At 70.4% G+C, this 23354-nt stretch carries 21 protein-coding genes; 15 read left to right on the forward strand and 6 right to left on the reverse strand.

What is annotated here, in order from left to right; genetic code table 11:
- Position 1: 1 nt before the first annotated feature.
- From INT49_RS09995 to INT49_RS10005, 3 genes are read right to left on the reverse strand one after another with little or no spacing between them, the layout of a single operon-like run.
- Entirely contained in the window at positions 2-964 is a 963-nt protein-coding gene (locus INT49_RS09995) for a metal ABC transporter permease (protein WP_193117584.1), read from the reverse strand.
- Positions 961-1725, reverse strand: coding sequence for a metal ABC transporter ATP-binding protein (locus INT49_RS10000; RefSeq protein WP_193117585.1), 765 nt, complete (start codon positions 1723-1725; stop codon positions 961-963). The genes INT49_RS09995 and INT49_RS10000 overlap by 4 nt, the downstream gene beginning before the upstream one ends.
- On the reverse strand, positions 1722-2711 hold the full coding sequence (locus INT49_RS10005) for a metal ABC transporter substrate-binding protein (RefSeq protein ID WP_226850154.1): 990 nt from the start codon (positions 2709-2711) through the stop codon (positions 1722-1724). Before INT49_RS10005 ends, INT49_RS10000 begins: the two co-directional genes overlap by 4 nt.
- A 92-nt stretch (positions 2712-2803) precedes the next feature.
- Between INT49_RS10005 and INT49_RS10010 the strand changes: the two genes are divergently transcribed.
- The 4 genes from INT49_RS10010 (at position 2804) to INT49_RS10025 (ending at position 6682) form a co-directional block, all read left to right on the forward strand.
- A complete protein-coding gene (locus INT49_RS10010) occupies positions 2804-4240 on the forward strand; it encodes a glycine--tRNA ligase (RefSeq protein ID WP_226850157.1) in 1437 nt (478 codons plus the stop codon).
- 25 nt (positions 4241-4265) lie between these two features.
- The gene (locus INT49_RS10015; RefSeq protein WP_193117588.1) at positions 4266-5297 is read left to right on the forward strand and encodes a DUF4037 domain-containing protein; all 1032 of its coding nucleotides are present in this window, start codon (positions 4266-4268) and stop codon (positions 5295-5297) included.
- 81 nt (positions 5298-5378) lie between these two features.
- Positions 5379-6083 (forward strand): ClpP family protease, encoded by a 705-nt coding sequence (locus tag INT49_RS10020; RefSeq protein ID WP_193117589.1) that lies wholly within the window; start codon positions 5379-5381, stop codon positions 6081-6083.
- Positions 6080-6682, forward strand: a complete 603-nt coding sequence (locus INT49_RS10025) for a ClpP family protease (protein WP_193117590.1) — start codon at positions 6080-6082, stop codon at positions 6680-6682. Before INT49_RS10020 ends, INT49_RS10025 begins: the two co-directional genes overlap by 4 nt.
- On the opposite strand, the gene INT49_RS10030 is transcribed toward INT49_RS10025, so the two are convergent.
- Positions 6660-7091 carry a helix-turn-helix domain-containing protein gene (locus INT49_RS10030; protein ID WP_193117591.1) on the reverse strand — a complete coding sequence of 144 codons (432 nt, stop codon included), beginning with the start codon at positions 7089-7091 and terminating at the stop codon, positions 6660-6662. The two genes, INT49_RS10025 and INT49_RS10030, sit on opposite strands and share 23 nt — an antisense overlap.
- A 152-nt stretch (positions 7092-7243) precedes the next feature.
- On the opposite strand from INT49_RS10030, the gene dusB reads away from it, so the two are divergent.
- The 3 genes from dusB to dnaG are packed head-to-tail and all read left to right on the forward strand — an operon-like array spanning position 7244 to position 11810.
- Complete coding sequence (gene dusB / locus INT49_RS10035; protein ID WP_193117592.1) at positions 7244-8455, forward strand: tRNA dihydrouridine synthase DusB; 1212 nt, start codon at positions 7244-7246, stop codon at positions 8453-8455.
- Positions 8456-8458: 3 nt separating this feature from the next.
- Positions 8459-9787 carry a deoxyguanosinetriphosphate triphosphohydrolase gene (locus INT49_RS10040; protein ID WP_193117593.1) on the forward strand — a complete coding sequence of 443 codons (1329 nt, stop codon included), beginning with the start codon at positions 8459-8461 and terminating at the stop codon, positions 9785-9787.
- A 4-nt stretch (positions 9788-9791) separates the two neighbouring features.
- Entirely contained in the window at positions 9792-11810 is a 2019-nt protein-coding gene (gene dnaG / locus INT49_RS10045) for a DNA primase (RefSeq protein ID WP_193117594.1), read from the forward strand.
- Here dnaG and INT49_RS10050 read toward each other — a convergent pair.
- Positions 11752-12420, reverse strand: a complete 669-nt coding sequence (locus tag INT49_RS10050) for a DedA family protein (RefSeq protein WP_193117595.1) — start codon at positions 12418-12420, stop codon at positions 11752-11754. The two genes, dnaG and INT49_RS10050, sit on opposite strands and share 59 nt — an antisense overlap.
- A 319-nt stretch (positions 12421-12739) precedes the next feature.
- Between INT49_RS10050 and INT49_RS10055 the strand changes: the two genes are divergently transcribed.
- The 7 genes from INT49_RS10055 (at position 12740) to INT49_RS10085 (ending at position 20149) form a co-directional block, all read left to right on the forward strand.
- Positions 12740-13912, forward strand: a complete 1173-nt coding sequence (locus tag INT49_RS10055) for a sensor histidine kinase (protein WP_226850159.1) — start codon at positions 12740-12742, stop codon at positions 13910-13912.
- Positions 13905-14600, forward strand: coding sequence for a response regulator (locus tag INT49_RS10060; protein WP_319021573.1), 696 nt, complete (start codon positions 13905-13907; stop codon positions 14598-14600). Before INT49_RS10055 ends, INT49_RS10060 begins: the two co-directional genes overlap by 8 nt.
- A gap of 141 nt (positions 14601-14741) precedes the next feature.
- The gene (locus INT49_RS10065) at positions 14742-16631 is read left to right on the forward strand and encodes a glycoside hydrolase family 76 protein (RefSeq protein WP_193117596.1); all 1890 of its coding nucleotides are present in this window, start codon (positions 14742-14744) and stop codon (positions 16629-16631) included.
- Positions 16632-16788: 157 nt separating this feature from the next.
- A complete protein-coding gene (locus INT49_RS10070) occupies positions 16789-17280 on the forward strand; it encodes a transporter substrate-binding domain-containing protein (protein ID WP_193117597.1) in 492 nt (163 codons plus the stop codon).
- The gene (locus INT49_RS10075; protein WP_193117598.1) at positions 17277-18281 is read left to right on the forward strand and encodes a cation diffusion facilitator family transporter; all 1005 of its coding nucleotides are present in this window, start codon (positions 17277-17279) and stop codon (positions 18279-18281) included. The genes INT49_RS10070 and INT49_RS10075 overlap by 4 nt, the downstream gene beginning before the upstream one ends.
- 137 nt (positions 18282-18418) lie before the next feature.
- Positions 18419-19018, forward strand: a complete 600-nt coding sequence (locus INT49_RS10080; RefSeq protein ID WP_193117599.1) for a helix-turn-helix domain-containing protein — start codon at positions 18419-18421, stop codon at positions 19016-19018.
- A gap of 75 nt (positions 19019-19093) precedes the next feature.
- Entirely contained in the window at positions 19094-20149 is a 1056-nt protein-coding gene (locus INT49_RS10085) for a class I SAM-dependent methyltransferase (RefSeq protein WP_193117600.1), read from the forward strand.
- 39 nt (positions 20150-20188) lie between these two features.
- On the opposite strand, the gene INT49_RS10090 is transcribed toward INT49_RS10085, so the two are convergent.
- On the reverse strand, positions 20189-22411 hold the full coding sequence (locus tag INT49_RS10090; protein ID WP_226850163.1) for a heavy metal translocating P-type ATPase: 2223 nt from the start codon (positions 22409-22411) through the stop codon (positions 20189-20191).
- Between the two features lie 193 nt (positions 22412-22604).
- Here INT49_RS10090 and INT49_RS10095 point away from each other — a divergent pair, with 193 nt between their 5' ends.
- On the forward strand, positions 22605-23318 hold the full coding sequence (locus INT49_RS10095; RefSeq protein ID WP_226850166.1) for a response regulator transcription factor: 714 nt from the start codon (positions 22605-22607) through the stop codon (positions 23316-23318).
- Positions 23319-23354 lie beyond the last annotated feature (36 nt).

The following is a 23354-nucleotide window of genomic DNA, read 5'->3' on the forward strand; positions in this document are numbered from 1 at the left end:
TTCATCGCTGCCAACCGGTGTGAGGACGTGCCGCGGCGACCTCATGTGCGGTCTCGGCGGAGCGCTCCTGGCGGGTGCGGGTCTCCGCGTCCGGCTCGGTCGGCGCGGTCCCGGTCCGGCTGCGGGTGCCGAGGACCGTCCGTACGAGCAGCGCGACGATGTAGACGGCGATCGTGGCCAGCACGATCACACCGCCGGGGGGCAGGTCGACGTAGACGGTGATCAGGAGCCCGCCCAGAGCGCACACCACCGCGATCACCATGGCGGTGCGCATGGTGCGGGTGAAGCCGACGACGAGCTGCTGCGCCGCGGCGACAGGGACGATCATGAGCGCAGAGACCATCAGCGCACCCACGATGCGCATCGAGAGCGTGACGGTGAGGGCGGCCATCACCGCGATGAGGATGTTGACCGTGCGCACCGGCAGACCGGAGGCTCGGGCGAACTCCTCGTCGCCCGTGACCGCCGCGAGCAGGGAGCTCAGACCGATCCCGATCACGAGCACCACGACGGCGAGCACGAGGGCGATGAGCAGATCCGGGGCCGTGACCGTGGACAGGGAGCCGAACAGATAGCCCATGAGGTTCTGCGAGGTGCCGCCGGCGAGCTGGATGATCACGACGCCGCCGGCGATGCCGCCGTAGAACATGATCGCCAGCGCGACGTCGCGGCTGGTGTGGCTGACCTCGCGCACGTACTCGATCGCCAGCGCGCCGATGACGGAGGCGGCCAGCGCGCCCGGGATCGCGAGCAGATCGGCGGGGGTGGCGGTGGTCCAGGCGCCCACCAGCCAGCCGACCGCCACGCCGGTCAGGGCCACGTGGCCGAGGCCGTCGCCGAGCAGGGAGAGGCGCTTCTGGACCAGGTAGGTGCCGACCACCGGAGCGGTCAGCCCGATGAGCACCGCGATGATCAGCGGGTACCGCAGCAGGTCGGAGGTGAGGATGTCGAGTGGGGAGATCATGCGGGGTGGATCTCCTGTCCGAGGCATTCGTGAGGCGGGAGGCTGTCGAGCAGGTGCTCGTGCCCGGGGTCCAGCGGCGGGCGATCGCCGGCATCGCCGTCGTGCACCACCCTGCCGTGGTCCAGGACCACCGCCCGCGTGATGTCCCGTTCGAGCATCCCGGTCTCGTGCAGGACCACGAGGATGGTGGTGCCGCGCGCGGTGAGCTCGCGGAAGAGGGAGGCGATGAGCTGCTGGGTGGAGAGGTCCACGCCGGAGAAGGGCTCGTCCAGCACGAGGAACTCCGGCTCGCGCACGAGGGCACGGGCCAGCATCACCCGTCGGCGCTGCCCGCCGGACATCCGGGTGATGGGCCGGCCCGCCAGGTCCCCGAGCCCCACGGCGTCCAGCGCCGTGCGCACCCGGGGGTCCCGGGTCCGCGGCCACCAGGAGCGCGAGGTGAGCAGGCCGCTGGCCACGGACTCCCGGGCGGTCGCCGGGATGGAGCCGGCCTCCGAGGAGTCCTGGGGCACGTATCCGAGACGGTCGTGCACCGCTGCGCGGTGGACCTCCTGCCCGAAGAGCGTCGCGCTGCCGGACTCCAGGGGGAGCACGCCGACGACGGCTCGCAGCAGGGTGGACTTCCCCGAGCCGTTCGCGCCCAGCAGGGCGACCATCTCGCCGGGGGCGATCCGCAGATCGACATCGTGGAGGATACGTGTCCCGGAGAGCTGGACGTTCGCCCCCCGGACCTCGACAACGGGTTCCGCGGATCGGTTCATGCCCAGCTCTCCAGGAGCTTCCTGCTGTTCTCTCGCATCACAGCAGGGTAGTCCGTGCCCTCGTCGAGCTGGGTCTCGAGGTTGTCGAGTTCCTCACTGGCGATGCCGAGGTTCTCCGCGAGGGTCTGGGCGACCTTCGGGGACGCCGTGGTCTCGAAGAAGATCGTGGAGACGTTCTCCTCCGTCACGAGCTTCTCCAGATCGAGAAGGCGCTGGGGGGAGGGCTCGCTCTCGGGGTCCACCCCGGCGATGCCGATCTGGTGGAGGTCGTAACGGTCCGCCAGATAGGCGTACGCCGCGTGGCTCGTGATGAAGGCGCGCTCCCCGTCGACGCCCCCGTACTGCTCGGTGAGCTCCGCGTCGAGGGCCTCGAGGTCGCTGCGCACGTCGGCGGCAGCGGCGGAGAAGGCGTCGGCGCCGTCAGGGGCCAGCTCCGCCAGGCGGGCGGCGAGGGCATCGCCGACCTCCGCCATCCGCAGCGGATCGTGCCAGAAGTGGGGGTCGTTCGGCCCATGATCGTGCTCGTCGTGGCTCTCGTCCGCGGCGTGCTCGTCGCCGCCTGCGTCCGAGGCCTCCTCCTCATGCTCATGGGAGTCGCCCCCGCTGGGGAGCATGGTGACCACCTGGGAGACGTCGAGCACGTTGTCCCCGTCGCCCGAGGCGATCGCATCGTCGAGGGAGGCCTGGTAGCCCGGGATCTGCAGCACCAGCCCCGCCTCCTGGACCGCCATGACCTGGCGGACGGAGAGCTCGAGTCCGTGCGCGTCGGCGCCCGGGGTGGCGAGGTCGGTCACGTCCACGTGCTCGCCGCCGATCCGTGCCAGGAGGTAGGAGAGCGGATAGTTCGAGGTCACCACCGTGATCCCTCCACTGCCGCCGCTGCCTGAGCTCCCACCATCGCCGCAGGCGGCGAGCAGGGCGGCACCCGCACCGAGTCCGGTGAGGGCGAGCAGGGAGCGGCGCGTGGGGCGCGGAGTGAACGTCATGACAATCATTCTCACCAAGCCGGCAGGCCTGCGCAAGCCGACGGGCCGCCGGGGCCGCCCGGCGTGCGCACCGTCACACGTGCGCCGTCGGTATGCTGGGACGGTTCTGTTCCACCCTCGTCACCAGGAGTCTCCCCGTGGCCAAGGCCCCCGCCAGCACGCTGGACAACGTCATCTCCCTCACCAAGAAGCGCGGCTTCGTCTTCCCGGCAGGAGAGATCTACGGCGGTACGCGCTCTGCCTGGGACTACGGCCCTCTCGGCGTGGAGCTCAAGGAGAACATCAAGCGGCAGTGGTGGCGCACCTTCGTGCAGTCCCGCGCCGACATGGTGGGCCTGGACTCCTCGATCATCCTCCCCAAGCGCGTCTGGGAGGCGTCCGGCCACGTCGCGACCTTCACCGACCCGCTGGTGGAGTGCAAGAGCTGCCACAACCGCTTCCGCGAGGACCACCTCATCGAGGGCTTCACGGAGAAGAAGGGTCGCGCGCCCGAGGGCGGCGTGGCCGAGGTGCCCTGCCCCAACTGCGGCACCCGCGGCGAGTACACCGATCCGCAGCAGTTCTCCGGCCTGATCAAGACGTTCCTCGGCCCGGTCGACACCGAGGCCGGCCTCACGTACCTCCGCCCCGAGACCGCCCAGGGCATCTTCGTGAACTTCCTCAACGTGGTCACCGCGACCCGCCAGAAGCCCCCGTTCGGCATCGGCCAGGTCGGCAAGGCGTTCCGCAACGAGATCACCCCCGGCAACTTCATCTTCCGCACCCGTGAGTTCGAGCAGATGGAGATCGAGTTCTTCACGCCGCCCGCGGAGGCCCAGACGCACTTCGACGCCTGGGTCGAGGACTGCTGGAACTGGTTCATCGACCTCGGCATGAACCCGGACAACCTGCGCCGCTTCGACGTTCCCGAGGACGATCGCGCCCACTACAGCGCCGGCACGATCGACTTCGAGTACCGCTTCGGCTTCCAGGGCAGCGAGTGGGGCGAGCTCATGGGCATCGCCAACCGCACCGACTTCGATCTCACCAGCCACACCGAGGGCTCGGGCACGAAGATGCAGTACTTCGACCAGGCCGCCAACGAGCGGTACACGCCGTACGTGATCGAGCCCAGCTTCGGCCTGACCCGCTCGATGATGGCGTTCCTGGTGGATGCCTACACCGAGGACGAGGCCCCGAACTCCAAGGGCGGCGTCGACAAGCGCACCGTGCTCAAGCTCGACCCGCGGCTGGCCCCGATCAAGGCCGCGGTGCTGCCGCTGTCCAAGAGCGAGGACCTCGTTCCCCGGGCCACCCAGCTCGCCGATCAGCTGCGCAAGCACTGGAACGTCGAGATGGACGTCACGCAGGCCATCGGCCGTCGCTACCGTCGACAGGACGAGATCGGCACCCCGTTCTGCATCACCGTCGACTTCGAGACCGCGACGGATCAGGCCGTGACGATCCGCGAGCGCGACACCATGACGCAGGAGCGCGTGGCGCTCGACCAGGTCGAGTCCTACCTCGCCGCGCGCCTCCTCGGCGCCTGAGCCCGGGCGCGCGGGAGGCCCGGTCGTGGAGGGGAGCTCGGAGACCGGTGCCGACCTCTCGCGAGCGTATTTCGGCCAGGTCGTGCGTCCGCTGCTCGCGGCGCACGACGCAGGGCTCGAGGTCGCCGCGGCGCGGCTGGGATCGGGCTCCGATGTGCTCGGCTTCGACGACGCCCAGTCGCGGGACCACGACTGGGGCCTGCGCCTGACCGTGCTCGTCGAGGACGACCGCGCCCCGGAGATCGACGCGCTGCTGGAGAGCGAGCTGCCGGAGACCTGGCAGGGGTTTCCCACGCGCTTCGCGACCACCTGGGACCCCGTCGTGCGGCAGCGGGTGGAGGTCGCCTCGGCGGCCGGATTCGCCGCATCCCGGCTCGGCGCGGATCCCTCGAGGGGGTTGACTCTCCCGGACTGGCTGTCCCTCACCGGGCAGTCCGTCCTCGAGGTCACGGCGGGACCGGTCTTCCACGACGGTCCTGGTGTGCTGACCCGGATCCGGGAGGGGCTCGCCTGGTATCCGGACGACGTCTGGCGGTATGCCCTGGCTGCGGACTGGTCGCGGCTGGGCCAGGAGTTCCCCGACGTGGGGCGAGCAGGGCTGCGCGGGGACGAGGACGGCTCGGCCGTGATCGCCGCCCGGCATGTGCGCACCATGCTGCACATCGCCCATCTGCTGCATCGCCGCTGGCCACCGTACGGGAAGTGGCTCGCCCGCTCGGCCGCCAGGCTGCCGGGCGGGGGAGCGCTGCGCATCGCCCTGCACGAGGTGCTGCGCGCCCGGGACTGGAGATCCCGACAGGCCGCTCTGGCGGATGCCGCCGAGCTGCTCGCCATGATCCAGGGGGAGCAGGGACTACCCACGATGGAGCCCGCCACGGAACCGTTCTTCGAGCGCCCCCACATCGGCGTGCGGGAGATGGCCGAGCTGCTGACCGCGCAGATCCGCGACCCGGAGGTCCGGGCGCTTCCGGTCGGGGTCGGCACCGCCGAGCAGATCAGCGACAACGTGAGCGTGCTCGTCGATCCGGCGCTGCGCCGGCGGCTCGTCGGCGGCTGAGATCCACACCCTCTGCCCTGCGCTGATCAGCGCCGGGCGGAGATTCCCCCGCCGGCTCGCTCCGAGGCCGAGGCTGGGTCCATGACGCACACCCGTTCGCTTCCACGACTCGACGACACCTCGCCGTCCTCCGCACCGGACGCCCTCGGCGCCCTGACCGCCACCCGCCTCCTCCACCATCGGGTGCTGATCCTGGACCGTGAGCTGGATCAGGCCAACGGCGCCCAGCTCAGCGCGCAGCTGCTGCTGCTCGCCGCCGAGGAGCCGCAGCAGGACATCACCCTGCTCATCAACTCCCCGGGCGGCCTGGTGCCCGCGATGCTCGCGATCGGGGACCTCATGGACCTGATCCCCTGCGACGTGCGCACGGTGGCGCTGGGGATGGCCTACAGCGCCGGGCAGTTCCTGCTCACCCATGGCACCCCGGGCAAACGGATGATCCTTCCCCACGGCCGCGTACTGATGCACCAGGGATCGGCCGGCTTCGGAGGCAGCGCGGCCGACATCGAGCTGCAGGCCGAGGACCTCCGCCGCGGCCGCGACCTCCTCATCGAGCTGACTGCGCAGCGCACCGGACAGAGCGTGGAGACGATCGCCCGGGACTCGGAGCGGGATCGGATGTGGGATGCGCGCGGCGCCGTCGACTACGGATTCGCCGACCGCGTCGTCACCTCCCTCGAGGAGGTCCTGCCGCTGGGCATCCCGTCCCGCGGGGGCACATCGCTCGGCTCCATCACCCCCACCTCGGCACGTCCCGGTTCCGCAGCGGCAGGAGATCTCCGATGAGCACCTACACGATCCCCAGCGTCATCGAACGCACCCGTACCGGCGTCGAGCGCAGCGCGGACGTCTACTCGCGCCTGCTCTCGGATCGCATCATCTACCTCGGCACCCCGATCGATGACGGCGTCGCCAACTCGGTGATCGCGCAGATCCTGCACCTGGAGAACGAATCCTCCGACGCGCCGATCCACCTCTACCTCAATTCAAGCGGCGGTGACGCCCAGGCGGTGCTGGCCATCTACGACACCCTCGCGTACGTGCGCAGCACGGTGGCGGTCACCTGCGTGGGCCAGGCGGTCGCGGCGCCGGTGGTCCTGCTCGCCGCGGGGACGCCCGGGATGCGGTCGGTGCTGCCCCACACCCGGGTGGTGCTGCATCCGCTCGAGGCGCAGGGCCGCGGAGCGGTGCCGGATCTGATCCTCGCCACGGAGGAGGTGGAGCGGATCCGTCGGGCGTTGGAGGCGCTGATCGCCGAGCACTCCGGGCGGTCCCTGGAGCAGGTGCGGCGTGATCTCGAGCGGGAGCAGGTGCTCGACGCCGAGGCGACCGTCGCCTACGGCCTCGCCGATGAGGTGCTGCTCAGGCGGCCGACAGCAGGCTGAGGCGGGGCCGGGCGGCGAGGGAGACCTCGCCGCCCGGAGCCCTCTGCCCGGTGCGCTCAGCGGCGGCGGAGGTGAGATCGAGGGTTGTCGGGCGCACCGGTGCGGGCCTGCGGAAGGTCTCGCCCGCCCGCACGTCCACGGGCTCGTCGGCCCGTGCAGGCCGTTGGAGCAGGGCGTCGTCGGCCGCCCGGAGCAGGAGCTGCCCGACGGTGACCTCGAGGGCGCCGGTGACAGCGGCGAGCAGCTCGGAGGAGGGGTCCTTGCGGCCGCGCTCGACATCGGAGAGATGCTGCATGCTGATCCCCGCGGTGGCGGCGACCTGGGCGAGCGTTCGGCCCTGCCGTCGGCGCTCGTCGCGGAGCACCGCGCCCATCAGCTCGCGCAGCAAGGGTTCCAGATGCTCATCCATATCCCGAGGCTACGCGCGCGCTCCGGGGTGCGCGGCGGGCTCTGCCCAGGGCGGAACCGGGACCCGTCCGAGCGTCCTCCCCATCCGGTGTCGATGCACATCACCCTGCCCCTCCCTCCCGGACGACGGGCCCAGGTGGGACAATCATCCTGATGACCACCCTCGACGCCCCCACCGCCCCGCCCGCGCAGCCCGCCGGCGCCGCTCGTCGATCCCTGACGATCGGCCCGCACACGATCGACACGCCCGTGGTGCTCGCCCCCATGGCCGGCATCACGAACATGGCGTTCCGTCTGTTGTGCCGCGAGTTCGGTGCGATGCACAGCGACGACGACGGCGGGCTGTTCGTCGGCGAGATGGTCACCACCCGTGCGCTCGTGGAGGACCACAAGGAGTCCTGGCGCATGGTGACGATGGGCGAGCGCGAGACACCGCGCTCCGTGCAGCTGTACGGCGTGGACCCGGCCACGGTGCGCCGAGCCGTCGAGATGATCCGCGAGCGCGATCTCGCCGATCACATCGACCTCAACTTCGGCTGCCCGGTCCCCAAGGTGACCCGCCGCGGGGGCGGCGGCGTGCTGCCCTGGAAGTCGGAGCTGTTCACGCGGATCGTGCGCGCCGCGGTCGAGGCCGCCGGCCCCGAGGTCCCCGTCACCGTGAAGACCCGTATCGGCATCGACGACGAGCACCAGACCTTCGCCGACGCCGGGCTCATCGCGCAGGAGGTCGGGGCGGCGGCGATCGCCCTGCACGGCCGCACGGTGGTCCAGCACTACTCCGGCACCGCCCGCTGGGAGAAGATCACCGAGCTCAAGGAGCTGGTCACCGGCATCCCGGTGCTCGGCAACGGCGACATCTGGTCCGCGGAGGACGCGATCTCGATGATGGACCAGACGGGCTGCGACGGGGTCGTCGTGGGTCGCGGCTGCCAGGGCCGCCCGTGGCTGTTCGCCGACCTCGCCGCCGCCTTCGCCGGGAAGCCTGACCGGGTGCAGCCCACGATGGGTGACGTCGCGACGATCTTGCGCCGTCACGCCGAGTTGCTCGTGGAGTTCTACGAGGACGAGGGGCGCGGTCTGCGCGACCTGCGCAAGCACGTCGCCTGGTACTTCAAGGGCTATCCCGTGGGCGGCGAGATGCGCCATCGCCTGGCGACCATGGAATCCCTCGCCGACCTCGATGCCAAGCTCGCCGAGCTCGATCTGTCCAGCCCCTATCCGGGTGCGGCGGTCGAAGGCCCCCGGGGCCGGGCCGGGACCCCGAAGAAGGCCGTGGTGCCCGAGGGCTGGATGACCTCCCGCGAGCTGTCCGCCGACCATGCCGCACGCCTCCACGAGGCCGAGCTCGACACGTCGGGGGGCTGAGCCGTGACCACCTCGCGCACTCCGGGAAGCGTCCCGGAACCGGCAACCGGCTACACGCAGGCCGACGTCGAACGCTGGGCCGACGAATCCCCGAAGTCCCAGGCCCGCACCCCGTTCCAGCGGGACCGCGCCCGCGTGCTGCACTCCTCGGCCCTGCGCCGGCTGGGCGCCAAGACCCAGGTGCTCGGTGCCGGGGCCAACGACTTCGTGCGCACGCGGCTCACCCACTCCCTCGAGGTGGCGCAGGTGGGCCGTGACATCGGCCTAGAGCTCGGCTGCGACCCCGACATCGTCGATGCCGCCTGCCTCTCCCACGATCTCGGCCATCCGCCCTTCGGGCACAACGGCGAGAAGGTGCTCGACACCCTGGCCGCGGATTTCGGCGGCTTCGAGGGCAACGCCCAGACCCTGCGCCTGCTCACCCGGCTGGAGCCGAAGGTGCTGGGGGAGGAGCGCCCCTTCGGTCTGAACCTCACCCGAGCGAGCGTCGATGCGGCGATCAAGTATCCCTGGGCGCGGGGCGAGGGCCCGGACCCGAGGTCTCCGAAGTTCGGTGCCTACGCGGATGATCTCGACGTCTACGAGTGGGCCCGCCAGGGCGCCGTCCCGGGCCGGAAGTGCTTCGAGGCGCAGGTCATGGACCTCGCCGACGACATCGCGTACTCGGTCCACGACATCGAGGATGCGATCACCGGGCGCACCCTGGACCTCGGGAAGCTGCGCGAGCCGATGGAGCGCTCCGCGGCGCTCTACGTCGTGCAGGACTGGTACATGCCGGGTGAATCCCTCGACGCCCTGGACGCGGCGCTGCAGCGCCTCGAGGCGGATCCCTCCTGGATGCTGTCCTTCACCGGCACGATGCGCTCCGCCGCCGCCCTGAAGAACATGGCCAGCCAGCTCATCGGGCGCTTCACCCGCTCCGCGATCACCGCGACCCGCGCCGCCCATGGCGACGGAGCGATGTCCCGCTACGCCGGGGACATCGTGGTGCCGGAGGAGACCCATCTCGAGATCGCCGTGCTCAAGGGCCTCGCCGCGGCCTATGTGATGTCCTCGGCCTCCCAGCAGCCCGTCTACGAGGCGCAGGAGGAGATCATCCACGACCTCTACTCGCGGCTGTGGAACACCGGCACCCAGTACCTGAGCCCCCTGTTCGCCGAACTGTGGGAGGCTTCGCAGGACGACGACACCCGCCGCCGGGTGGTCGTCGACCAGATCGCCTCCTACACGGACGTCACCGCCCGTCGGCTCCACGATGTCCTGTTCGACCGCGCGATCACCCACATCACGGCCGCGGACACCCCGCTGCCCGGACTCGGATCGGAGCTGTGAGGAGTTGGCCCAGGGACTGATCCGGCGTGCTGATGTGGAGCTGGTCCGCGAGCGCTCCCGGCTGGACGAGGTCGTCGGCGAGCACGTCACGCTGCGCACCGGCGGGATCGGTTCCATGAAGGGGCTGTGCCCCTTCCACGACGAGAAGACCCCCTCCTTCAACATCCGCCCGCAGCTGGGCCACTGGCACTGCTTCGGCTGCGGCGAGGGCGGGGACGTCATCTCCTTCGTCCAGAAGATCAACCACCTCAGCTTCGTCGAGGCCGTCGAGGTGCTCGCGGGCCGCTACGGCGTGCAGCTGCACTACGAGGACTCCAAGGACGGGAAGGGCGATCGCCCCGACTTCGGCACCCGTCGCCGCCTGCTCGACGCGCATGCGATCGCCGAGGAGTACTACCGCGAACAGCTCGACACGCCCGAGGCGGAAGTGGGGCGCAGGTTCCTCGCCGAGCGCGGCTTCGACCGCGCCGCCGCCGAACGGTTCGGCGTGGGCTTCGCCCCGGAGGGCTGGGACTCCATCACCGGTGTGCTGCGCAAGCGGGGGTTCACCGAGGACGAGCTGGTGGCCAGCGGCATCGTGTCCCAGGGCCAGCGCGGGGTCTACGACCGCTTCCGCGGCCGGTTGATCTGGCCGATCCGCGAGATCACCGGCAACACCATCGGCTTCGGGGCGCGCCGTCTGCTGGAGTCTGACAAGGGCCCCAAGTACCTCAACACCCCCGAGACCGCGATCTACCACAAGTCCAACGTGCTCTACGGGCTGGACCTCGCGCGCAAGGACATCGCCACCCAGAAACGGGTGGTGGTCGTCGAGGGCTACACCGACGTGATGGCCGCGCACCTCGCAGGCATTCCCACAGCGGTCGCCTCCTGCGGCACCGCCTTCGGTGCGGAGCACGTGAAGATCGTGCGTCGCGTGATGGGGGACTCGAACCGCAGCGCCGGCCTGCGCCTGAACACGGACGGCCGCGGGCTGGCCGGCGAGGTGGTCTTCACCTTCGACGGCGATGCCGCCGGGCAGAAGGCCGCGCTGCGCGCCTTCGAGGAGGACCAGAAATTCGTCGCGCAGACGTACGTCGCCGTCGAGCCCCACGGGATGGACCCCTGCGATCTGCGCCTCGCCCAAGGGGATCAGGCCGTCGTCGACCTCATCGAGGGCCGCAAGCCGATGTTCGAGTTCGCCATCCGTTCCGCGATCTCCCAGGTCGACCTCGACACCGTCGAGGGGCAGGTCACCGCGCTGCGGATGGCGGCCCCGGTGGTGGCGAGCATCCGCGACCGGGCCATGCGCCCGGAGTACGCGCGCCGTCTCTCCGGCTGGCTCGGCATGGACGAGCGGACCGTGCTGCGGGCGGTGCACGATGCGGCACGGAGCGAGGGGCGCGGCGGACGGCACGCGGAGCCGGCGACCCTCGCCGAGCGCCCCGGCGCCCTCGACAACGGCAACGGGCACGCGGGCGCTCACGGCACCGGGAACGGCGCCGGGGCCGGGGGAGAGGGCCAGGAGGCGCTCCCGGCGGCGCGACTCTCGGACGTCGTCAACCCCCGCGACCCCGTCGGCCAGGTCGAGACCCAGTCCCTCGCCGTCATGCTGCAGGCTCCGCAGCTCCTGGACACCGAGACGGTCGGGTCCCTGCCCGACGACGCCTTCCACGTGCCGGCCCTCCAGGGGGTCTGGGACGTCATGCTGGCTGCCGGGACTCTGCTCGATGCCGTGATCGGCACCCTGCACCCGGCGCGCTATCTCGAGCAGGTCCTCGAGATCTCCGGAGAGACCGTGCGGCCGCTGATCGTCGAGATCGCCAACCTGGACCTCCCGGCGCGGGACGAGGCGGGGCTGCAGAAGCTGGGCGGCTCGCTCCTGTCCCGTCTCAGCGAGCTGTCCATCACCCGCGAGTACTCCGTGCTCAAGCAGCGGCTGCAGCGCACCGATCCCTCCGATGCGGAGCGCCATCAGGAGATCCTCACGCGCCTCGCGCAGGTGCAGGAGAAGCGGCGCGCGCTGCGCTCACCGGAAGACTGAGCGCCGTCCGCCGGCGGCGTCGTCGGGCACGCAGCGCGCGCATCCCTTCGATCGATCCGCCCACGGCGAGCGCGAGCCCGATGCCGAGAGCGACGCCCATCAGCGGCTGCTCATGGAAGGCGAGTCCGCCGAGCATGCCGATCCCCACGCTGTAGAGCGACCACAGCAGCCCCGCGATCGCGGCGAAGCCCACGAAGCGCGCCCGCGGGTAGCCGATGGCCCCGGAGGCGACGGTGGTCGCCGTCCGCCCGCCGGGGATGAAGCGGGCGGAGATCAGGAGCATCCCTCCGCGCGTGGTCAGCTCCCGCCGGGCCCACTCGAACAGGGCGCCGCCCCACCGCCGGCGTCGGAACCAGGCCGTCAGCGGCCCGGCTCCGCGACCGAGATGATGAGCGATGACGTCCCCGCCGAGCGCCCCGGCCCAGGCGGAGAGCAGCACCCACGATGCCTCGGGGCCGCTCCCGGTGACCGCGTAGGCCGCCGCGGTGATCACCAGGGTCTCGCCCGGCACCAGCGGGATCACGGCATCCAGCATCGTCACCCCGAGCACGAGGGCGTAGAGCCAGGGAGAGATCAGAAGGGTCTGGGCGAGGTCCAGCACGGCATCCATGGACGAGCTCCTGCATCGGTCGGGCGAGTCGGTCGGGGCGGGGAGAGATCGATCGGTCCGGGAAGGCGGTCCGGGGAGGACCGGTGCAGGGATCCGAGGAGGACCGATGCAGGGACGACGCTAGGGACCGGTGGCGGCACCCCGGAACGGAGCCGGCCCCGCACTCCTGACGGCGCACCGGCACGAGGTTTACGGTTATCCGTCATCGCCCTGGAGGCAGGCCGCCTGCCGCGTCACCGCCCAGCGTTGATAGCTTGCTCAGCGACGGCGGCGATCGCCCCGTCGGCGGCACCCCTCTCTCGGTCCAGGAGCTTCGACCATGCGACTGCCCGATCTCTCCGGCATCCAGCTGCCGCGCGAGCCTGCCCGGATCGTGCGCAGGTCGCTGCGCCACGTCGCGGGCACCGCGCTGGGCCTGGTCCTCGGCCCGCTCCTGCTGCTGACCGCCGTGCTGATGCTGGTGCGCTGGCGAGCGCCCTTCCGTCGGGTGCGCCGTTGGGAGCTGACTCGCCTGCGCCGCGCCTACCGCCTGCAGCTCGGGGACGAGGACGGACGTTTCCTCGGGGGCCGACGGGCGCTGCTCCACGGCGCCCTCGCCGGTCTGCTCGGATACGTGATGATGGATCTGCTGATCCTGGTCGCCGCCGTCGTGCTGGGCAGCTTCACGCAGTCCTTCTACGGCAGCCCCGTCACCCTCGAGTTCGATCTGTGGGTGATCAGCCGTCCGGCGCCGTCCGTGCTGCTGATCTTCGGCACCTCGAGCCTGGTGGCCGCGGCGCTCTACGCGGAGTTCGCGGTGTGGCTGCAGACCCTGCTCCTGCGGCGCTGGACCGGCGTGGTGCGCACCGACGCGCTGGAGAGCCGCATCAGCCGCCTGCTGACCACGCGGCGCGGCGTGGTGCTCGCGATCGATGACGAGCGGCGCCGGATCGAGCGCGATCTCCACGACGGCGTGCAGCAGAACATCGTCTCGCTCTCGGTCACCCTCGCCCGGGCCCGGCGCGCCACGGATCCCGAACGCAGCTCTCAGCTGCTGGAGCAGGCACACACCCAGTCCCAGGCCCTCATCGATGAGGTGCGTCAGGTCGCCTGGCGGATCTATCCGACCGCCCTGGACGAGCACGGTCTGGCGTCGGCGCTCGACGGCGTCGCCGAGACCTGCCCCGTGCCGGTGCACGTCGATGTGCGCCTCGAGGGGGAGGTCCCGCAGGCGGTGGAGTCCGCCGCGTACTTCGTGGCGCGCGAAGCCGTCACCAACGTGGTCAAGCACGCGGTGGCGAGCGATGTGCGGATCACGGTGGTGACCCTCGCGGAGTCCGACCGGCGCATGCTGCGCCTGAGCGTCCAGGACGACGGCATCGGCGGCGCGAACCCCGAGGGTGGGGGCCTCCAGGGTCTGGCCCGCCGCGTGGCCGCCCTGGACGGTAGCGTGAGCGTGGACAGCCCGCTCGGCGGGCCGACGATCATTTCCGCGGAGATCCCCTGTGACTGAGCACCAGAACCGATCCGATCCGTCCCGCGGGCAGCGTCCGCTGAGCGTGATCCTCGCCGATGACGCGGTGCTGCTGCGCGAGGGGGTGCGGAGCCTGCTCGCCGACGAGGGCATCAAGGTGCTCGCCTCGGTCGGTGACGGCGAGGCTCTGCTGGAGGAGGTATCCCGTCACCGGCCCCGCCTGGCCATCGTGGACGTGCGGATGCCGCCGACCCACACCGACGAGGGCCTGATCGCGGCGCTGCGCATCAAACGGGAGCACCCCGAGGTGGGTGTGCTCGTGCTCTCGCAGTACGTCGCGAGGGAGTATGCCAGCGACCTGCTGAGCACGGAGACGCCCGGCATCGGCTACCTGCTCAAGGACCGCATCACCGAGATCGACGGGTTCCTGCGTGCCGTGCATGACGTCGCCGACGGCGGCACCGTGATCGACCCGGCCGTGGTGCGGGCGCTCCTGCGCAACCCCGAGCAGCGGAAGGCCGTCAGCCGCCTGACCCCGCGTGAGGTCGAGGTGCTGGAGACCATGGCCGAAGGGCTCTCCAACCGGGGGATCGCCGACCGGCTGTTCCTCTCGCTGAGCACCGTGGAGAAGGCGATCAGCGCCATCTTCGACAAGCTCGAGCTCACCGGCGACGAGCAGACCAGCCGCCGCGTGCGAGCGGTCCTGCGGTTCCTCGACGAGCAGTGACGGGGCGCGGCCGCGTGCTCATCGGGGTGGCGAGGTGATTGACGCCCGGGTGCCCCGGTGGAATGCTCGACGCCGTCCGTGAACGATCACGGCACGAGCAGAGCGTTCACTGACCGAGCGCCACGATCGGGAGCCCCATCGATGAAGATGTCACGCCGCACCCTTGCCGCCCTCACCGCCGCCGCCCTGCCAGCGCTCGGAGCAGCCTCCGTCGCGAACGCGGCGCCGCCAGAGCTCCCACGGGTCCGAGGCGACGAGGCGCTCGCCCGTGCTCGGGTCGCCGCGGATGTGCTGATGGGGGACTACGACCAGATCAAGGCATGGTTCCCCTCGAGCTGGTGGAACTCCGCCGTCGCCCTGCAGACCATCGGCGACTACATGCTGCGCAGCGGCGACCGTCGCTATCTGGACCAGCTGGACCACACCTTCGAACGCAACAAGGGCCCCTTCCCAGCCGGGGAGCTCTCCGGTGATGAGCTGTACGGCAACTTCACCAGCCGCGCCATCGACGACTCGGGCTGGTGGGCGCTGACCTGGATCACCGCCTACGACCTCACCGGCGAGCAGAAATACCTCGACATGGCCGTGACCATTGGCGAGTTCATGGACGACTTCTGGGACCCCAGCACCTGCGACGGAGGGATCTGGTGGAACGAGGAGCGCACCTACAAGAACGCCGTCACCAACGGGCAGTGGATCCGCCTGACGGCCGAGCTGCACAACCGCCTCCCGGGCGACTCCGCCTGGCTCGAGCGCTCCCAGGTGGCCTGGGACTGGTATCTCGCCAGCGGAATGGCCAACGAGGCCGGGCTGCTCAACGACGGGCTGACGGATGCCTGCGAGAACAACGGCGACCACGTCTACACGTACAACCAGGGTCTGGCGATCGGTGCCCCTCTGGAGCTGTGGCGTGCCACGGGTGATCCCCAGCTGCTGGAGCAGGCGCGCTACTTCGCGGACTCGGCGCTCGCACAGGGAGCCCTGTTCACGGAGGGGATCCTCACCGAGTGGACCGATGTGCTGGGGGAGAGCACCAACGACAACCACAAGCAGTTCAAGGGCATCTTCCTGCGCTACCTGATGGACCTCGCCGACACCACGGGCGATGCCCGGTACCAGGACGTCGTCGCGACGCAGGCGGCGACGATCTGGGAGCAGGACCGCAGCATCACCGACGAGCTCGGGGTGCGCTGGGCCGGCGCGAGCACCGAGGCGTCCCCGAATGTCTTCGACTGGCGCACCCAGGCGAGCGCCCTCTCCGCCCTGATCGCGGATCTTCCGCAGGACGGCGCACGGCGGTCGCTGTCGGCCTCGCTCTCCCAGGCGCCGGTCGTCATGCCCGACACGGACCTGATGACGGTCGACCTCGAGCTGCACGTCGCGATCACCTCCACGCCGGCCCGCGACGTGCGCATCCGCCTCGAGGCCGAGGGTCCCGACGGCTGGGCTCTCGAGGCCGCGGACCACGTCAGCCTGGAGACCTCGGAGACCGAGGGCGAACCGGTGCTCGCCACGGTCCCGGTGCAGGTGACAGTCCCGGCCGACGCCGCCGAGGGCACCCAGCTGATCACCGTGACAGCGAGCGCTCCCGGCGGCCTGGAGTACGCAGCCCGGAGCGAAGTCGTGGTGGCCCGCAGCATCGACTTCGACGGCGGCACCCAGGACGGCCCCTGGCTGTGGGACGCCGGCGGCTCCGGCGTCACCGACGAGCCCGGCCGCTTCGCCGACGGGAGCAGCTACTTCATCTACCGCTTCCCGTTCCCGGCGAGCACGGCGACGGCGGAGCTCACGGTCACGATCAGCAACCAGTATCTGGTGGATCTCGGGGCCGACGGGGAGACCTGGACCAGGGTGCTCGCCGAGGACGAGCCGCTCCGAGATGCCTCGAACCGCGCCGATCACACCTTCGACCTGGCTCCGTACCTCGAGGGGGAGGACAAGGATGTCTACCTGCGCGTGTCCGACGCCTTCCCCGAGGACGGCTGGGGCGGTCAGGTGCACCATGTGAGCGCGCAGTACAGCGGATCCTGAGGGGGAGCCGCCTGGTGGCTGTGCGGCGGCGAAGGTCCTCGATCCCTCGTGGACGGACCTCCGCCGTCGGAGGTCGGTTCATCGAGATGACAGCCGAGCGACCAGGGGTGGCGTAGGGTCCATCCACCCCAGTCCACGAGATCTCGGAGGACACGCCATGACCGCCTCAGGGTCGCGCCGCGGATTCCTGCTCCTGGCGGGCTCCTGCGCAGTTCTGCTCGCCGGCTGCTCGGATGCCCTCCCTCGGGACTCCCAGGGAGCATTGCGTCGGGCGACCGGGGGCACCCTGTACGTCGGCGCCTCCGAGAACGCGCCGTGGACGGAGTTCGACTCCCCCGGCAGCGTGAGCGGGACGGAAGCGGACCTCATCGAGGGCTATGCGGCACGCATCGGCGCGAGCATCCACTGGGAGACCGCGGCGATGAGCGACCTGGCGACGATGATGACGGACAACGAGCTGGATCTGATCATCGGCGGTCTCACGGCCGACACCCCCTGGTCGGACAAGATCTCACCGACCCGGCCGTACCAGGAATCCCGCGGCGTCGATGGCTCGACGGAGAAGATGGTCATCGGCGTCCGGCCCGGCGAGAACGCTCTGCAGGTCTCCCTCGAACGGTTCCTCGCCGAGGAGAAGGGGGAGCTGTGAACGAGCGCGGCGAGCCGGCCCCGGAACGCACCTCGACGTCCGGGCGCGATGCCCTGCCCGAGGAGCAGCAGAAGATCCTGGCGTCGACGATCCGGTTCCAGTGGGTCTCCATCGTCGTCCTCGTCGTCTCGATCCTGGCGGTCGCGATCGTGGCGGGGTCTTCGCAGGCGATGAAGGTCGCCTGGCTCGAGGACTCGATGTCCCTCCTGCCGCCCATCGCCTTCCTGGTCGCCGCCCGCCGGATCCGCAAGCCGTCCAGCAGGGAGTTCCCCTACGGTCACCATCGCTCGATCGGGGTCGCGCACGTGGTCGCGGCCGCCTCGCTGCTGGCGATGGGTGCATTCCTGGTTATCGACTCGACTATGACGCTCGTGAAGGTCGAGCGGCCGCCCGTCGGGTTGATCGTCCTGTTCGGTCACGGGATCTGGGCGGGCTGGTTGATGATCGGCGTGATGGTCGTGACGAGCATCCCGCCCGTGTTCATCGGTCGCCGGAAGATGAAGCTCGCGGAGTCGCTGCACGACAAGGTGCTGTACGCCGACGCGGACATGAACAAGGCGAATTGGACGTCCGCCCTGGCGACGATCATCGGGGTGCTCGGCATCGGTGTCGGTCTGTGGTGGGCGGATTCCATCGCGGCGATCGTCGTGTCGATCTCGATCCTTCACGACGGGGTCAAGAACTTGCGGGCATCGATCGGTGGTCTCACCGACGGTCGTGCCCGGACCTTCGACGGCAAGGAGCCTCATCCCCTGACCGAGAAGGTGGAGGAGGTCGCTCGGAGCACGGCGTGGGTGGCCGACGCCGTGGGCAGGGTCCGCGACGAGGGGCACGTCTTCCACGTCGAGATGTTCGTCGTGCCCGTCGAGGGCGCTGTGGTGACCGGTCAGCACTGCGAGGATCTCCGCACCGCGTTGTCGGAGGTGGAGTGGAAGATCCATGACGTCGTCATCGCTCCGGTCGCTGAGATCCCCGCAGAGCAGGCGTTCCGCGCTGACTGACCGGTCGTGTCCCGGCACACCGCCGTCTCGTCGCCTCTACGGAGCACCCGCCCGCACGACGCGCGCTGTCCAGCACGGAGGATTCTCTCGCGGGACCCGCCATACTCAGTGGACCGTCGAGGAGAGGTCGTAGAGGCATGAGCGAGAACGTCGATTCCGGGTCCGCGGTGTCGACCGTGGTGCGGCAGCGCATCCGGGGGCTGCGTCAGGCACGGGGCTGGAGCCTGGAGGCTCTTGCGGCGCGCTGTCAGCTCAGCACATCGACCCTGAGCCGGATCGAGACCGGCCATCGCAGCATCGGCCTGGAGCAGCTGGCCCCCTTGGCCCGGGCGCTGGAGACGACGATCGATCAGCTGGTCGCCTCGGATCAGGACGACGACGTGGTCATCCGCCCGGTCGCCCACGAGGAACCGGGCCTGACCGTGTGGGCGCTCTCGCGGGATTCCCCGCAGCATGGCGGGGCCATGGTGGCCAAGATGCGCATCACCAGCCAGCGTCGGCATGGGCCCGGAAGTCTGGCCGTCCATCCTGGTCGAGAGTGGTTCATGGTCCTCTCGGGAGTCGCGATGCTGCATCTGGGGGAGCGACGGATCACCGTGGAGGCCGGCCAGGCTGCGGAGTTCAGCACCATGACACCGCACTCCATCGGCACGCTCGAGGGGACGGTCGAGCTCCTGACCATGTTCGATGCAGAGGGCGAACAGGCCCATCAGCAGTCCAGCCGACCCGGGAAGTAGTTCTGCCCCAGAGCAGATGTTGCGGTTATCGCAAAGCGCGTTGTGCATTATGGGATGACTGGGCATCCTGGATGCATGCAGACAGATCCATCGGGCCTGAGCCCTTCCATTCCCGGGAGCCACCGCCACCACGTCGGCGGCCCCGGTCTCGCCGACATCGCTCCGACGGACGGCACGACGCGTGACGACTCTGCGATCAGGGGCGGCGCCGCGGGGAGCATCGCGCAGGTGCTCGAGCTGGATGCAGACGTCATGGCGGAACATCTCCAGGCGGTGATCGCGTGGATGCCTGTGCACGGCGCTCCGGCGCGGATCGTCGATCTCGGTGCCGGGACGGGCGCGGGGACCTTCGCCTTGCTCCGCGCGTTCCCCGCCGCGACGGTGACTGCTGTCGATTCGTCGGCAGAGCACCTCGAGCTACTCCGGGACCGTGCGCGCCGTGAGGGTCTCGAGCACCGCGTTCGCACGCTCGAGGTCGATCTCGACGCGCCAGACTGGCCTGATCTGGGCCGGCCGGATCTCGTCTGGGCCTCTGCCTCGATGCATCACCTCGCCGACCCTGATCGCGCGATCCGCACCGTCCGCGAGGCACTCGAGCCGAAGGGTCTGTTCGTCGTCCTCGAGCTCTCCGGCATGCCCCGATTCCTCCCACCGGACGCCCCGGAGAGCCGCCCCGGCCTCGAGGAGCGCAGCCATGCTGCCCTCGCCCCGGCGACGACAGCTCACATGCCCCATCGGGGTGCGGACTGGGCGCCGAAGCTCACCGCCGCCGGCTTGGACGTCGCTGCTCATCTGCCTCTGGACGTCACCATCGAGTCCGCCCGGAGCGACGCGATCGGGCCCTATGCGCTCGCCGTGTTCACGGGACTCCGCCGCGCGTCCGCGGGACTCCTTCCGGCCGAGGACGTCGAGGCGCTCGACGAGCTCCTCGACACCGCCGGTCCGCACAGCATCCTGGATCGATCCGACCTCACCCTGCGGACCACCCGCCGCGTCTGGGCCGCGCGCAAGCCGGCCCGCGTGGACGGCCCCGGGGGCTACGCGTCGTTCTCTGCAGCGGCAGAGGCCGCGAACTGCGAGCGGGTGCTCGGGAACAGACGGCACGGCCTCGGGGCCGACGTTCGAGGCTGACCCTCTCTGGCGTCGTGCGCTCCCGTCGCTCTGTGCGGGTCAGCGGCGGGTGCGGACGGCGGCGACGCTCGCCTCCGGTCGGAGGTCGAGTCGTCGCAGGAGCTGGGCGTTCAGGGCGACCACGATGGTGGACAGGGACATGAGGATCGCGCCGACGGACATCGGCAGCACGAATCCGATGGGGGCGAGGACTCCGGCCGCGAGCGGCACGGACAGCAAGTTGTACCCCGCAGCCCACCAGAGATTCTGTCCCATCTTGCGATAGGCGGCGCGGGAGAGCTCGATGACCGAGAGCACCGAGCGCGGATCGGAGCTGGCGAGCACGACCCCGGCCGAGGCGATCGCCACGTCGGTGCCCGCACCGATGGCGATGCCGACGTCGGCCTGCGCGAGGGCGGGGGCGTCGTTGACGCCGTCGCCGATCATCGCGACCTTCTTGCCCTCCTTCTGGAGCTGCGCGACCTTCGAGGACTTGTCCTCGGGGCGCACCCCGGCGAAGACCCGGTCGATCCCGAGCTCACGGCCCACGCTGTTCGCGACCGCCTCGGCGTCGCCGGTGATCATGACGACCTCGACGCCCAGGCTGTGCAAGGCATCGATGGCCTCACGAGATTCGGGGCGCACCTCGTCGTGGAGCTTGAGGCCACCGATCACGTCGCCGTCACGGAGGACGTGGAGGATGATCGCGCCCTCCTGGCGCCAGGCCTCGGCCTCTGCGATCTCGCCCGCTCCCGTCTCGTCGAGCAGGCGTGGACCGCCGACGCGGATCTCGTGCCCGTCCACCTGGGCGCTCACGCCCAGAGCGGGGGTGGAGCTGATGTCGGAGCCCGCAGGGATCTGTGTCCCCTCGGCCTGAGCTCTGGCGATGATGGCGCGGGCGAGCGGGTGCTCGCTCTCCGTCTCGGCGGCGGCCGCCAGGGCCAGCACCTCGGTCTCGTCGACGCCGACGGTGATGATCTCGGCGAGGCTGGGCTCGCCCGTGGTGAGGGTGCCGGTCTTGTCGAACAGGACGGCGTCGACCGTCCGCATCGCCTCCAGCGCCAGGCGGTCCTTGATCAGGACGCCGCCGCGGGCAGCGCGCTCGGTGGCGATCGAGACGACCAGCGGGATCGCGAGGCCCAGGGCGTGGGGGCAGGCGATGACCAGGACGGTCACCGTGCGGACCACGGCCTCGTCGGGCATGCCGAGCAGCGACCAGACGATCGCGGTGATCACGGCGGCTCCGAGCGCGAACCAGAACAGCCACGCCGCAGCGGTGTCTGCGATGCGCTGGGCCCGGGAAGAGGAGTTCTGGGCTTCGGTCACCAGGCGCTGGATGCCGGCGAGCGCGGTCTCGTCGCCGGTGGCGGTGACCTCGATGCGGAGGCTGGAATCGGTGGCGACCGTGCCGGCCACGACGGAGTCTCCGGTGGATCGCGACACGGGGCGGGACTCGCCGGTGACCATGGATTCGTCCACGTCGGCGCGGCCCTCGCGGATCGTGCCGTCGGCCGGGACGCTCGCTCCGGGTCGCACCAGGACCAGGTCCCCGTGTCGCAGCTCGGCGGGCGGGACGCTCACCAGCTCGTCCCCGTCGATGCGCTCGGCCATGTCGGGAAGCAGCGCGGCGAGGGAGTCGAGCGCGGACGTCGTCCGGGCGAGAGAACGCATCTCGACCCAATGCCCCAGCAGCATGATCACGACCAGCAGGGCGAGCTCCCACCAGAACTCGAGCTGGTGGTCGAGGAGCCCCAGGGTCGCTCCCCAGGAGGCGAGGAAGGCGACCGTGATCGCGAGCCCGATCAGGAGCATCATCCCGGGCTGGCGCGAACGGATCTCGGAGACGGCCCCGGTGAGGAAGGGGCGCCCGCCCCAGATGTACATGACGGTGCCGAGGAAAGGACCGATCCAGGCGGCGCCGGGGAACTCGGGAATGCTGTAGCCGAGCAGCATCGCGAACATCGGCGAGAACACGACGACCGGAACCGCGATGAGCAGGTTGATCCAGAACAGCCGACGGAACTGCCCGACATGGTCTCCATGGCCGGCGTGGCCACCGTGCCCGGAGTGACCCTCGTGGCCCGGTTGGTCGTCGTGGCCCGAGTGGTCGTCGTGTCCCGGGGGACCGTCGCCGACGTCGAGGGGCCCGTGGTCGCGGTGGGTGCGGGGAGCGTCGTGCTCCGCGGCGCGAGGATGGGCGCCATGAGAGGTGGGGGAGGGATGGGAGTGCTGCATGCCGGCATCTCCGCGGGCGTGACGGGGTGAGTGGTCGTCAGCGTTCATAGCCCCGACTGTATACCCGTAGGGGGTATGTGTCGAGGGTGTGGATTCCGCTGTGAGCCTCGATCGCGGCGCCGTCTGGGACCTCCGGTCAGCAGGCAGCGCTTCGCGGGGACACCTCAAGATCTGCTCTAGATGTTCCGTGAACGGCCTCGCAGCGCCACGGCGCCCGGCATCGAGGATCAGACTGGTGCTCATGAGGAGTGAATCGGATCGAGCGGCAGCGATGGTCCTCGTCGTCGAGGACGAGGTGGCGCTCTCGCATGTGATCCAGGCGTACTTGGCGACGGCCGGCTACGCGACGGCCAGTGCGCGGAGCGGACCGGAGGCGGTGGAGCTGGCTCGCATCGTGTCGCCGGATGTGATCATCCTCGATCTCGGACTGCCCGGTCTCGACGGGCTGGAGGTGATGCGGAGGATCCGTGCGTTCTCCGACTGCTATGTGCTGATCACGACGGCTCGGACCGAGGAGGTGGATCGCCTGATCGGCCTGTCGGCGGGCGCTGATGATTACCTCACCAAGCCCTTCAGCGTGCGCGAGCTCGTCGCCCGGGTCCAGGCAGTGCTGCGGCGATCCCGTTCCGAGTTCGAGGCACCCGATCGGCGAACGGTACGTACCTTCGGGGACCTGGAGATCGACATGACTGCGCACGAGGTGCGCCTCGCCGGTCGGCCGGTTCCGCTGACCCCTACCGAGCGCGGCCTGCTGATGACCTTGGCCGATCGACCCGGGCAGGCATTCAGCCGCCGCCAGCTGATGGAGACCGTGTGGGGCGACGGCTGGGTCGGGGACGACCACATCGTCGATGTGCACATCGCCAACCTGCGACGGAAGCTCGAGGAGACGGCGGAGTCCGCGCGCTACGTCACCACGGTGCGCGGGATCGGATATCGGATGGGAAAGGGGTGAGCTCGTGACCGCACCCAGCTCATCGGCTCGCACGGA

The organism is Brachybacterium tyrofermentans, from assembly GCF_014897585.1.
In the GTDB taxonomy this organism is placed as follows: domain Bacteria; phylum Actinomycetota; class Actinomycetes; order Actinomycetales; family Dermabacteraceae; genus Brachybacterium; species Brachybacterium tyrofermentans.